Annotated in this window: 9 protein-coding genes; 7 read left to right on the top strand and 2 right to left on the bottom strand. The window is 69.4% G+C overall.

Going from position 1 to position 13,080, the window contains the following annotated elements; genetic code table 11:
• The first annotated feature begins 51 nt into the window (after positions 1-51).
• From ATL42_RS16390 to ATL42_RS06860, 5 genes are all read left to right on the top strand, one after another.
• A complete protein-coding gene (locus tag ATL42_RS16390; RefSeq protein WP_169925358.1) occupies positions 52-978 on the top strand; it encodes a hypothetical protein in 927 nt (308 codons plus the stop codon).
• Between the two features lie 123 nt (positions 979-1,101).
• Positions 1,102-3,813 (top strand): FtsK/SpoIIIE family DNA translocase, encoded by a 2,712-nt coding sequence (locus ATL42_RS06875; RefSeq protein WP_098454710.1) that lies wholly within the window; start codon positions 1,102-1,104, stop codon positions 3,811-3,813.
• A 22-nt stretch (positions 3,814-3,835) separates the two neighbouring features.
• Entirely contained in the window at positions 3,836-4,462 is a 627-nt protein-coding gene (gene pgsA / locus ATL42_RS06870) for a CDP-diacylglycerol--glycerol-3-phosphate 3-phosphatidyltransferase (RefSeq protein ID WP_098454709.1), read from the top strand.
• Entirely contained in the window at positions 4,462-4,932 is a 471-nt protein-coding gene (locus tag ATL42_RS06865; protein WP_098454708.1) for a CinA family protein, read from the top strand. The genes pgsA and ATL42_RS06865 overlap by 1 nt, the downstream gene beginning before the upstream one ends.
• Before the next feature lie 248 nt (positions 4,933-5,180).
• Entirely contained in the window at positions 5,181-5,522 is a 342-nt protein-coding gene (locus tag ATL42_RS06860) for a helix-turn-helix domain-containing protein (protein WP_098454707.1), read from the top strand.
• Between the two features lie 36 nt (positions 5,523-5,558).
• Here the strand turns inward: ATL42_RS06860 and ATL42_RS06855 are convergent, their stop codons facing one another.
• A complete protein-coding gene (locus ATL42_RS06855; protein WP_098454706.1) occupies positions 5,559-6,371 on the bottom strand; it encodes a DNA-formamidopyrimidine glycosylase family protein in 813 nt (270 codons plus the stop codon).
• A complete protein-coding gene (locus tag ATL42_RS06850; protein WP_425443191.1) occupies positions 6,364-11,403 on the bottom strand; it encodes a DEAD/DEAH box helicase in 5,040 nt (1,679 codons plus the stop codon). Before ATL42_RS06850 ends, ATL42_RS06855 begins: the two co-directional genes overlap by 8 nt.
• A 54-nt stretch (positions 11,404-11,457) precedes the next feature.
• Here ATL42_RS06850 and ATL42_RS06845 point away from each other — a divergent pair, with 54 nt between their 5' ends.
• Together ATL42_RS06845 and recA are read left to right on the top strand one after the other, a co-directional pair.
• Positions 11,458-11,691, top strand: a complete 234-nt coding sequence (locus ATL42_RS06845; RefSeq protein ID WP_098456401.1) for a DUF3046 domain-containing protein — start codon at positions 11,458-11,460, stop codon at positions 11,689-11,691.
• A gap of 237 nt (positions 11,692-11,928) precedes the next feature.
• Complete coding sequence (gene recA / locus ATL42_RS06840) at positions 11,929-13,065, top strand: recombinase RecA (protein ID WP_098454705.1); 1,137 nt, start codon at positions 11,929-11,931, stop codon at positions 13,063-13,065.
• The last annotated feature ends 15 nt before the right edge of the window (positions 13,066-13,080 follow it).

Below are 13,080 nucleotides of genomic sequence, written 5' to 3'. Positions count from 1 at the left end.
GCAGCGCAGCCCGCAGCGCCTGGCGTCCCGCAGCCAGATGATGCTGGAGACGTGTCCCGTTTCACGGGCGCGGACCAGGGGGCCCCTACCCAGGCCTTCGCTGCAGCGGGGAGCGTCAGCCCGAAGGACGCCGACCAGACGGCAGTCTTCCCCAACGGTACTTTCGGGGGGCCCGCCCAGGGGGCTCCTCAGGCTCCCGGCTTCGGCGGACCTGGCGGTCCTGCTGGTCCTGGCGGGTGGCAGCCGCCTCCGTCGGGCGGTGCTCCGGGATCGAAGCCCAAGGCGTGGCTCATCCCCGTGATCATCGGTGTGGTCGCGCTGCTCGCGATCTTCGGCGTCCTCTTCGCGACCGGTGTCATCGGTGGTGGCGACGACGACACGAAGAAGGACGACTCGACCTCCGAGGCGACCGAGAAGTCGGACGCGCCGACCGACGAAGAGTCGGACGAGCCGGCGGAGGAGCCCACCGAGAAGGAGTCGGACGAGCCGACCGACGAGCCGACCGACGAGGCCACCGGTGCAGCGTCGGACAACGGCACGCGTGCCGCACCGCTCGCACCGAACGAGACGGCCATGATCTTCAACTGGAGCGTCTCGATGGCTGCGTCGAACCTCGACGCCTGGGCCGAGATCTCTCCCGGTCTCAGCTCGTACTCCCTCGAGAACTACGCTCCGCCGGCCGGCTCGGTGTACGTCATGGCGCCGGCGACCGTCACCTACACGGGTCCGGACCGTGAAGACCTGTACGACCTCGACTGGGTCTACGTCGGGGCGAACGGCACCACGTACGACGACAACTGCAACTATGTCGAGCTCCCGAACGAGCTCGACACGGGTCAGGAGCTGTACACGGACGGCACGGCCACCGGGAACATCTGTGTGACGGTTCCGGAGGACCAGGCTGCTGACGGCGTCTGGCGCGTCTCCGCGTGGGGTGACTTCGAGGACGACTACGAGGGCTACTTCGCGATCCAGTGATGGACCGATAGCACAGCTCGTCTGATGGACCGGTAGCCTGGCTGCCGGTCCATCGGCCGTCCTGGTCCGGACACGCAACCTGCAATCCGCGGATCGCCCGGCGGGCGCGACTAGATTGGCAGCATGGCTACCCGTGCGTCCTCCACCCAGCGCTCCGGAACGCCAGCGCGTGGTCGCGCAGCCAGCGCCACGAAGGCCCGGGCGAGCACGACGAAGAAGGTTGCAGCACCGAAGAGGCCATGGCCTGTCCGGCTGGTCAAGAGCATGTGGATGGGAGTGGCGCACCTCGTGGGTGGGACAGCACGGAGGATCGGACGGGACGCACGAGAGCTCGATCCGGCTCACCGGCGTGACGGTGTCGCCTTCCTCCTCGTCGCGCTCGCGCTGATCGTGGCCGCTCGGGAGTGGTGGGGCATCGACGGCTCGACCGCTGAGGCCATCCACGTCGTGGCCGCAGGGACGTTCGGAGAGGTTGCCGTCGCTGTCCCGCTCATCTTGCTGGCTCTCGCGGTCCGGCTCATGCGGCACCCTGATCGTGAGCAGGCGAACTCACGGGTGACGATCGGGCTCAGTGCGATGACGGTCGCCGTCTGCAGCATCGTCCACATCGCCTCGGGACGGCCTCAGCCGAGCGACGGCTACGAAGGCCTGCGTGACGCAGGCGGGATCGTCGGCTATCTCGTCGGGCACCCGCTCGCCGCAGGACTGAGCGCGTGGGTCGCCGTCCCGCTGCTCGTGCTCCTGGCGTTCTTCGGGCTTCTCGTCGTCACGAAGACACCTGTGCACGCCATCCCCGAGCGTCTCGGTGGGGTCTACAACAGGCTGACCGGGCACGAGCCGGGCGGGCAAGAGCCCACGGAGAAAGACCCGCAGGACCTTGACCTTGCCGACGGCGTCCTCCGTCACGACGGGACCGACGAGGTGCCGAAGCCGTCACGTCGACGTGTGAAGTCTCCCCGAAGGCCTCGTGCCGAGCCCGCGGCGGAGGAGGAGCCGACCGAGCGTCTCGAAGGCGGCTATGTCGGCGACGAGGCCTTCGAGCGTGCTGCGGCGCTGGAGCGCGAGATGCTCGAGACCGCGCACGAGGCCGCGGTCGCGCCGCCGGCCGACCCGCCCACCGAGGTTCTCGGGACCACCGACCGTCCGGCGGACGCGCCGGTCGCCGCGGCGCAGGTGCCGATGCGCCCGTTGCCTGCTCCGCCGACGACCCGGGTGCCCCGGGGCGAGCAGCCGATGCTCGACGGAGACACCGTCTACGTCCTCCCGGGCGAAGACCTGCTGGTCAAGGGTGCTCCGCACAAGGTGCGTTCCGCCGCCAACGACCGCATCGTCGAAGCGCTCACGGGCGTGTTCGACCAGTTCGACATCGCCGCGAAGGTCACCGGCTTCAGCCGTGGGCCGACCGTGACGCGCTACGAGGTCGAGGTCGGGCCTGGGCTCAAGGTCGAGCGCGTCACAGCGCTGAGCAAGAACATCGCCTACGCGGTCGCGAGCGCCGACGTCCGTATCCTCTCGCCCATCCCTGGCAAGTCCGCGATCGGTATCGAGATCCCGAACACCGACCGCGAGACCGTGGTGCTCGGTGACGTGCTCCGGTCTGCTGTCGCGTTGCGCAGCGAGCACCCGATGATCATCGGCGTCGGCAAGGACGTCGAGGGCGGATACGTCGTGGCCAACCTGGCGAAGATGCCCCACATCCTCGTCGCTGGCGCGACGGGCGCCGGCAAGTCGAGCTTCGTCAACTCGATGATCACGTCGATCCTCATGCGCTCGACACCCGACGAGGTGCGGATGGTGCTCGTCGACCCCAAGCGCGTCGAGCTGACTATCTACGAGGGCATCCCGCACCTCATCACACCGATCATCACCAACCCGAAGAAGGCCGCCGAGGCGCTCGAATGGGTGGTCCGCGAGATGGACGCGCGCTACGACGACCTCGCGCTCTTCGGATACAAGCACATCGACGACTTCAACACCGCGGTGCGTGCCGGCAAGGTCAAGCCGATGCCTGGCTCAGAGCGCAAGATCGCGACGTACCCCTACCTGCTCGTCGTCGTCGACGAGCTTGCTGACCTCATGATGGTGGCGCCGCGAGACGTCGAGGCCTCGATCCAGCGCATCACACAGCTCGCGCGCGCTGCAGGTATCCACCTCGTCCTCGCGACCCAGAGGCCCAGCGTCGACGTCGTCACCGGGCTCATCAAGGCGAACGTCCCGTCGCGGCTCGCGTTCGCGACGTCCTCGCTCGCTGACTCCCGCGTCGTTCTCGACCAGGCCGGAGCCGAGAAGCTCATCGGGCAGGGTGACGCGCTCTTCTTGCCGATGGGAGCCTCGAAGCCGATCCGTGTCCAAGGTGCCTGGGTGGGGGAGAGCGAGGTCCATGCGGTCGTCGAGCACGTCAAAGCCCAGCTCAAGCCCGTCTACCGGCAGGACGTCGCGCAGGTCGCGGCGAAGAAGCAGGTCGACGACGACATCGGAGACGATCTCGACCTCCTCTTGCAGGCTGCAGAGCTCGTCGTGACCACGCAGTTCGGGTCCACGTCCATGCTCCAGCGCAAGCTCAGGGTGGGCTTCGCGAAGGCGGGCAGGCTCATGGACCTGCTGGAGTCTCGGGAGATCGTCGGTCCGTCCGAGGGGTCGAAGGCCCGCGAGGTCATGGTTCAGGCGGACGACCTGCCCGGAACGCTGGCCATGCTGCGAGGGACGCCCGCACCGTCGTCCGCCGCAGCAGAGAGCCCCTACGAGGACCTCAGCGCGTCGATGCCCCCCGAAGCTGTGGATTATCACGACAGCGCGGACACCGACGACGACGGGTGGAACGCACCTGTCCGATGATGTGAGCGCATAGGCTTGGCGCGTGACCTCACCTAACGCTTCTCCGTGGAACGCTGCCAACATCGTGACGATGCTGCGGATCGCCATGGTCCCCTTCTTCGCGTGGGCGCTGCTGGCCGACGGCGGGCACACCGTGACGTGGCGGCTCGTGGCGGCAGCGATCTTCATCCTCGCTGCAGCGACAGACCGGCTGGACGGCTACCTCGCGCGCAAGAACGACATGGTGACCGACCTCGGCAAGATCCTCGATCCGATCGCCGACAAGGTCCTCATCGGTACAGCGCTCGTCGTGCTCTCGGCGCTGGGTGACGTGTGGTGGTGGGTGACGGTGCTCATCCTCGCTCGCGAGGCAGGCATCACTCTCATGCGGTTCTTGATCCTCCGCTACGCCGTCATGCCGGCGTCGCGCGGTGGAAAGCTCAAGACGGTCTTGCAGTCGGTCGCGATCGCGATCTACCTCTTCCCGCTCCATGAGATGCCGGCCGTGCTCGGGTGGCTCGGCGCCGCTGTCATGGCTGCGGCGCTGGTGGTGACGCTCGGGACCGGCGTCGACTATGCGATCAAGGGCTGGCAGGTGCGCCGCGACGCCCGCGCCGCAGGTGCGGCGCACAGCGGCGCTCGCGCCGCTGTCCAGGACGACGAGGCCTGATGCTCCCGGTCGCGGCCCGTGTCCTTGAGCTTCTCGAGCGCTCGGAGCTGTCGCTCGCGGTCGCGGAGTCGTTGACCGGGGGGTTGCTGGTCGCCGAGCTGGTCGCGGTCCCGGGCGCGTCCCGCGTCGTCCGTGGCGGGGTGGTGGCCTATGCGACGGATCTCAAGCACAGCCTGCTCGGCGTCGACGCAGGTGTGCTGGCCGCGCACGGAGCCGTCACCGGCGACGTCGCGCGGCAGATGGCCGAGGGAGTGTGCCAGCGGCTGGACGCAGAGGTCGGGGTGGCGACGACCGGAGTGGCGGGCCCAGACTCTCAAGACGGACGTGAGCCGGGCACCGTCTTTCTCGCGGTGCACCGCGAGGGGGCCGGGACGCGCACGGAAGAGCATGCTTTCGCCGGTGACAGAGCTGCAGTCCAGGACGCGAGCGTGCGGGCTGCGCTGGCGCTCCTCGAGGAGGTGCTCCGATGACGACCCGCGGGAACAACGCAGAGCCGACCGTCGTTGAGGACTGTGTGAAGACGAACCAGGTGGTTGCAGGGCCGGTGAATGTGACGACCAGGTCAAGATCTGGCGTGTTCAACGGATCGAGCAAGCGGCTTGCAGGGCAAGCAAGGTACGGTAAGACAGACCCTTCATCCTCGAGGACGCTTCGCGACCCTCGAGGTGGTGCGGTCACCACGACACAAGAGGTTCAGGATACGGGAGGAGGTCGCCACATGGTTGTACTACGCCGAGAGATCGGGGACGTACTGCGAGATGCTCGTCAACGGCAGGGGCGGACGCTCCGTGAGGTGTCCTCGGCTGCGCGGGTCTCGCTCGGATACCTGAGCGAGGTCGAGCGTGGACAGAAGGAAGCATCGTCGGAGCTCCTCGGATCGATCTGTGACGCTCTCGACGCGCCGCTGTCGTTGATCCTTCGTGAGGTCAGCGACCGCATCGCGGTCGCTGAAGGCCTCCTCGTCCCGGACACTCTGCCAGCGGACTTCGCCGCCATGGGGCGTGCGCAGCCAGAGCGTGGGATGCGCCACTCTGCTGGCTCGCTCCAGCCGGTCGGCTGATACAGCCGTCAGGACGCGTGATCGAGGGCCCCGGTGTCACGACGTGACACCGGGGCCCTCGTCTGTCTGCCCGGGGCGGGGAACCTGGCAGGTCGGGCAGTAGAACATCGGCCGCTCGGTCGGAGCCGATCCGACGACGCCTCGCACCACCCGGTCACCGCACCGCGCGCACGGTCGTCCCGCTCGGGCGTGCACCTTGACCTCACGACCGTCCACCGGGACTGCGACTCCTCGGAGCATGTGCCGTCGGATGGTGAGAAGGAGCGTGACGACGTCCACGTCGCGTGCACGAGACCACGGCCACATCTTGAGACGGAAGAGTCCTTCGCACGCGAAGAGCGTCCCGATGCCTGCGACGAACGTCTGGTCGAGGAGAAGATCACCCACCGTGCACGCGCCGAGGGGACCCGCCACGGTGCCGCCGGGAGCCAGCAGGTCGAGACGATCGGTGAAGTCGTCCGCGAGGATGTCCGGGCCGAGATGGCCGACGAGCTGGTGCTCGTCTCGTGTCCGTACGAGGTCGAGCATGCCGAGCCGGTGCCCGACGCAGGTCCAGGTCTCGTTCGCGAGGACCGCACGGACGAACGCGCCTCTCGCTGAAGCGTCGGGCGCGCCGGTGCGGGCCACGCGCCAGCTCCCGTCCATGCGCAGGTGGGTGTGAAGAGTCCAGCCGTCGTCGAGGCGCGTGAGCAGATGCTTTCCGTACGCGACGGTCTCGACGACGACGAGACCGGTGAGCTCGTCGACCGGGACGCGAGGCCATCGCAGCTCGGAGCGGACGAGCGGTCGACCGCTGAGCGCGGCATCGAGGCGGCGGGCCGTGAGGAGCACGGTGTCGCCTTCAGGCACCGGTCGCACCTCGTAGGCCGGCGGGACGGACGGTAGGAGGGGGAGCAGTCCTGGCAGGTGACCACCGCACTCCCGACGGTGTCATGGAGAAGCCGGCGTCGAGCAACGCTGAGAGGATCGCTGGCCGGGCGATGCCGGAAGCGCCGAGAAGTGCGTCCTGCCCGTCGATCCGTCGGATGTGGGAACGGCCGAGCCGACCGGTTGCGAACGCCTCGGCCAGAGCGAGGGCTGCTGGTCCGAGCCGGTGCGGGTCGTCGGTGAAGGTCACGAGGCTCCGGCCGGAGCGTTCGAGGAAGAAGGTCAGCGCGCCGTCGACGAGCACCACCTGAGCGCCGACCTTTCGGCCCGGTCGGTGTGTTCCTGCGCCAGTGCTCGCGCTCGGCTCGGGCGTCGTCTCGTCCTGCGAGGGCACGCGAGGAGCAGAGGAGGCGTGGGGCGTCGGCCAGGCGACCGCCGCCCCGTACGGGTTGGCGGGGTCGGTGGCCGCGAGGCAGATCGCGACCCGCGGGGCCGCGCGGGCCACGGTGCGGGCGGCTTCGCCGTCGACGGCGCGGAGCAGGTCGACGGCTCCGGGAAGGGCGAACTGCGAACCCCCCAGATGCTCGACGAAGTATCCGCGGCGCACCTGACCAGCGTTCTCCAAGGTCGCGAGGACCCGGTAGACGTCGCCATAGCGCGACGAGACGTTCTCCGCGGACGCGACTGCTCGGGAGAGCACACCGTGCCGGTCGAGAAGGACGGTGGCGAGCGCGTGCGTCCGGCGGACCGGGTCGGTGTCTCTGGCGGGCAGAGCAGACCATCTCCCACCGCCGCCTGCGTCGACAGCGCGCAGCGAAGAGCTCGAGTCCCGCGCACGAGCGTCTCGCGCGGGCGTGACGGCGAAGGACGGTCGCAGGCCGCGACGCCCAGCGCGAGCCCCAGCCCGCGGCCGAGGCGTGGGCGCCTGCTGACCGAGACGGGCGCGCAGCGGCCCGAGGCTGTCGTTCGTGATCCGGCCTTCCCAGACGAGGTCCCACGCCGCACCGAGGGTGTCGGCGACGGAAGCCCCGACGGCGTCAGCGAGGTGCGGGAGGAAAAAGCCGCCCCCGCCGTCGAGGGCGGCGAGGACGAGGGCATGGAGCGACCCGTCCGCATGCTCGGCGCTGTCGTCGACGAGCGGGAGGGTGAGCGAGGCAGTCTCGGCCAGGTGCAGGCTGACGATCCCGTCCTGGCTGCCACGTGAGCCGGGGACGGGATGGTGCCCGCACCAGATCACCTCCCCCGAGGTGCTCAGCTCGTCGAGCATCGCGGGGGAGTAGTCGGTCACCCGTGCAGGCAGGATCTGGGTCTCGAGGATCGAGGCGGGCAGGCCCGCGCCGGAGAGCTGCTCGACCACCCGGTAGAGGCCGTCGACGCCCCGCAGCGTGCCGAACGACTGCCACCGGGGCAAGAAGACGCCGAGCGCCTCTTGCGGGACGGGCTCCACCTCGGAGCGCAGGGCAGCCAGCGACCGTCGACGGAGGGTGCGCAGCACCTCAGCGTCGCAGAAGTCCACGCCGGAGCCACCGAGCGCGTCGGGCCGCAGCCGGCCTGTCACGACGGCGCCGCGCGCGACATGACGCGCGAGGACGTCCGCGACGACGGCCGTCCCCAGCCCGTAGTGCTGTGCGAGGTCGCGGACGGTGAAGGGACCGTGGGTGCGGGCGTAACGTCGCACGAGGTCGCCGAGGGGGTCGGGGAGGACCTCGGTGAACGTCTCGGGCACGCCGACAGGCAGCGCGACACCGAGAGCGTCCCGCAGGCGCCCGGCGTCCTCGATCGCTGCCCAGTGTCCTGACGGCTCGACCCCGGCGAGACGGACCTGGATGACCCGTCGAGACCTCTCGAGCTCGGCGAGCCATCCCGGTACGTGAGGTCGTGCGTCGTCGAGCGTTCGCGCCACCACGTCGTCGAGCGTCGACGGGCCGATCCGGCGGAGCATCTCCCAGACATCCTCGCCGTGACGCGCACGCCTGTCCTCCGTGAGCCACGCGAGCTCGCGCTCGGTCCGCAGGACGGCGTCTGGGTCGAGAAGGTCCGCGACCTGGGACGCGCCCTCGTGGCCCATGAGCTCGGCGAGGAGCTCCGGGTCGAGCGTCAGCGCAGCCGCGCGACGCTCGGCCAGCGGGGCGTCACCGTCATAGATGAACTGGGCGGTGTAGCCGAAGAGCAACGACTGGGCGAACGGGGACGGCGAGGGGGTCGTCACCTCGAGCACGCGGACCGTTCCTGACTCGAGATCACGCATGAGGGAGACGAGCGACCGGACGTCGAACTCGTCCTGGAGGCACTCCCGCACGGCTTCGAGCACGATCGGGAAGTCGGGGTAGTCTGCTGCCACGCTGAGCAGCTGAGCCGACCGCTGGCGCTGCTGCCAGAGAGGCTGACGGCGGTCTGGGCTGCGGCGCGGCAGGAGGAGAGCCCGAGACGCAGCCTCGCGGAACCGCGCCCCGAAGAGTGCCGACTGTCCGAGCTCGGCCTGGACCGCGGCAGTGACCTCCTCCGGATCGATGAGCAGGTCCGTCAGGTCGACCGCGTCGGTGTCCCGGTCCTCGGAGAGCGCCACCCTGCCCGAGGAGGTGCGACCGGCGTCGGCGTAGTCGCCCACGTCGGGAAGCCGCAGGACGATTCCGTCGTCGGAGTGCATCGTCGCCGCATCGATCCCGAACCGTGCACGGATGCGCCCCGCCAGGACGAGCGCCCACGGAGCGTGGACCTTGGCTCCGAACGGGGAGTGTATGACGATCCGCCAGTCGCCCAGCTCGTCCCGGAAGCGCTCGACGAGCACCGTCCTGTCGTCTGGGAGGACGCCTGTGGCGGCGATCTGCTCGGTCAGGTAGGCGCGGAGGTTGTCGGCGGCCCACGGGTCGAGACCGGCCCACGGGCTCGCGTCGACGGGGTCGTCAGCGCTCGTGCTGGGGACAGTCCCGGACCTGGCGCCTCCCTGTGTCGCTCGTGGGGCGACGAGCTCCCCGGCAGCCCGCAACCACGCCCCGACGGCCCTGCCGAGCTCGACCGGCCGGCCCGGAGAGTCACCCTTCCAGAAGGGCAGACGACCGGGGACCCCGGGAGCCGGTGTCACGAGGACCCGGTCGTGCGTGATGTCTTCGATCCGCCAGGTGCTCGACCCGAGCGTGAACGTGTCACCGATGCGCGACTCGTACACCATCTCTTCGTCGAGCTCACCCACCCGTCGTCCACCACGGTGAGCGGCGCCGTGGGACGGCGCGTCGGCGTCTGCGTCGTTCCCGGAGGCAAGGAAGACCCCGTAGAGACCTCGGTCGGGGATGGTGCCGCCGCTCGTTACAGCGAGACGCAGGGCGCCGGGACGGGCCGAGAGGCGGCCGGTGACGCGGTCCCACACGATGCGCGCTCGCAGCTCGCCGAAGTCTTCGCTCGGATAACGACCGGAGAGCATGTCGAGCACGGAGTGCAGAGCCCCGCGTCCGAGCGTCTCGAACGGTGCGGACCTGCGGATGACAGCTGCGAGCTCCTCGACGTCCCAGTCCTCGACAGCGACCATCGCCACGATGTGCTGGGCGAGCACGTCGAGGGGGTTGCGGAGCACGGTCAGGCTCTCGATCTGGCCTGCTCGCATCCGTTCGGCGATGACGGTCGACGGTACGAGGTCCCCACGGTGCATCGGGAAGACCACGCCGCGGGAGACCGCGCCGACCTGGTGGCCGGCGCGTCCGACACGCTGCAGACCGCTCGCGACCGATGGCGGCGCGCCGATCTGGACGACCAGGTCGATCGAGCCCATGTCGATGCCGAGCTCGAGAGACGATGTCGAGACCACCGCGGGCAGCCGTCCCTCCTTGAGCTCGGTCTCGGTGTGTGTCCTCTCGGCCCGGCTCATCGAGCCGTGGTGAGCGCGCGCGAGGACGGGTGGTGCACCGGCCGCTGCCCCGGACTGTGCCTGGATCTCGGCAGCGTGACGGTCGCCCGGCGCGTCGACGTCCTCACCGTGGCGTTCGGCCCACACCTCGTTCATCCGGGACGTGAGCCGCTCGGCCCCGCGACGCGAGTTGGTGAAGACGAGCGTCGACCGGTGTGCTGCGACGAGGTCGACGACGCGTTCTTCGACGTGCGGCCACACCGAGGGGCGCGCCGGACGCCCGCCACCCTGGCCGGTGAGGTCCGGTCCGTCGAGGGCGGGGTCCGTCGACGGGTCGTGGTCAGGACGGCCGGGCAGCGTGGCACCACGCAGGTCGGCGAGGTCTGGCACCGGGACGACGACGTCGACCTCGATGCGCTTGCTCGCGGCAGGCTGGACGACGGCGACCGGCCGGCCGCCGTCGTCCAGCCTCCGGGTCCCGGCGAGGAACGTCGCGACCGCATCGACCGGCGTGACTGTCGCAGAGAGGCCGATCCGCTGGACCGGAGCCTGGGTCAGCGCATCGAGACGTTCGAGGGACACCGCCAGGTGTGCTCCGCGCTTGGTCCCGGCGACAGCGTGGATCTCGTCGATGATCACCGTCTCGACGCCGCTGAGGCCTGCGCGGGCTGCTGAGGTGAGGATGAGGTAGAGCGACTCGGGTGTCGTGATGAGGATGTCGGGTGGGCGGGTAGCGAAGCGGCGACGCTCCGCAGCGGGGGTGTCGCCTGTCCGGGTCCCCACCGTGACCTCTCTGACGGGTGTCCCGAGGCGGGCAGCGGCCTGGCGGATGCCTGTCAAGGGTGAGCGCAGGTTGCGCTCGACGTCGGCGGCGAGGGCCTTGAGCGGGGACACGTAGAGGACCCGGCACCTGGCGACGGCCTCGGCCTCAGGGCCGTCCGGGTCGAGCAGGGTGTCGAGCGCCCAGAGGAAAGCGGCGAGAGTCTTCCCGGACCCTGTCGGTGCGACGACGAGAGCATGGTGACCTGACGCCACGGCGGACCATGCGCCGGACTGAGCTGCAGTCGGACTCTCGAACGCGCCGGCGAACCAGCTCTGGGTGGCTCGGCCGAGCTGCGCGAGCGCAGCGCCCGCCCGCAGCGCGGGGTCGTCGGGAACGTCTGGTGGTCGAGGCACCCGTCCATTCTCACCGGTACGACCGACAACGGCTGGTCGTGCGAGGCTAGGGGCGTGCGAAATCGAGAGTTCTGGGATCTGGTGGACGAGGTCTTCGGCCGCGCGTACGGTCGGACGCTCGCGTCCGACCAGGTCCTGAGCGCGCTCGACGACCAGACGGCAGAACAAGCGATCGAGGCGGGCGTCGAGCCGCGCACGGTGTGGCACGTCCTCTGCGACGCCATGGACGTCCCGGACCGGCGACGGTGGGGTCACGACGAGTTCCGGCAGGCTCCACCGCCACGGTGATGCTCCTGTACGGAGTCTTGGAGCGGGACCGCCACGAAGGTTGCGACACGCGGCGGGCCGAGCCTCGCTCGAACACGTGTTCGGGTAGTGTTGTGCACAGATCGCTCAGACGTCCATCCCTGCACAGGTTCGACAGGCTCCGGACGCGATGTCAGTGGTTCGCCGTAGCGTCCTGGCACGAGACAACTGAGGCACGACAGCGAGCGGTACCCCGCTCCCGACATTGAGGTGACAACCATGGCCGCACCAGCAGACCGCGAGAAGGCACTCGAGGCGGCGCTCGCTCAGATCGACCGCAACTTCGGTAAAGGATCGGTCATGCGTCTCGGCGACGAGATCCGCGCTCCTGCCGAGATCATCCCGACCGGATCGATCGCGCTGGATGTCGCCCTCGGTATCGGGGGGCTCCCGCGCGGACGCGTCGTCGAGATCTACGGCCCCGAGTCCAGCGGAAAGACGACCCTCGCGCTCCACGCTGTCGCCAACGCCCAGCGCGCCGGCGGTATCGCTGCCTTCATCGACGCCGAGCACGCGCTCGACCCCGAGTATGCGAAGAAGCTCGGCGTGGACACCGACGCTCTGCTCGTCTCCCAGCCGGACACGGGCGAGCAGGCGCTCGAGATCATGGACATGCTCATCCGTTCGGGTGCCATCGACGTCGTCGTCATCGACTCCGTCGCCGCACTCGTGCCGAAGGCCGAGATCGAGGGCGAGATGGGTGACAGCCACGTCGGTCTCCAGGCCCGTCTCATGTCCCAGGCGCTCCGCAAGATCACGGGTGCACTGAGCCAGTCCAACACCACGGCGATCTTCATCAACCAGCTGCGCGAGAAGATCGGTGTCTTCTTCGGCTCGCCGGAGACGACGACAGGAGGCAAGGCGTTGAAGTTCTACGCCTCGATCCGTCTCGACATCCGTCGCATCGAGACCCTCAAGGAGGGGACCGAGCCCGTGGGTAACCGCACCAGGGTCAAGGTCGTCAAGAACAAGATGGCACCCCCGTTCAAGCAGGCGGAGTTCGACATCCTCTACGGCGTCGGCATCTCGCGCGAGGGTGGGCTCATCGACATGGGCGTGGAGCACGGCTTCGTGCGCAAGTCCGGATCGTGGTTCACCTACGACGGTGACCAGCTGGGTCAGGGCAAGGAGAACTCTCGCGGGTTCCTGCGCGACAACCCGGATCTCGCCAAGGAGCTCGAGCGCCGCATCCTGGAGAAGCTCGGCGTCGGTGTCCAGCCTGGCTCCACCGAGACCGCCGCCGCTGGAGCGCCGGCCAAGGCCGATGCGCCGGCCAAGGCTGACGCCCCGGTGAAGGCTGCGGCCACGACGGCTGCGAAGACTTCGGCAGCGAAGAGCAAGAAGGTCGACTTCTGACCGCTCGGCGGCTAC

Origin of the sequence: Sanguibacter antarcticus (genome assembly GCF_002564005.1) — a bacterium.
GTDB classification, from domain to species: Bacteria; Actinomycetota; Actinomycetes; order Actinomycetales; family Cellulomonadaceae; genus Sanguibacter; species Sanguibacter antarcticus.
Note: the sequence above shows the minus strand (reverse complement) of the source record. Positions and strands in the feature narration are given on the sequence as shown.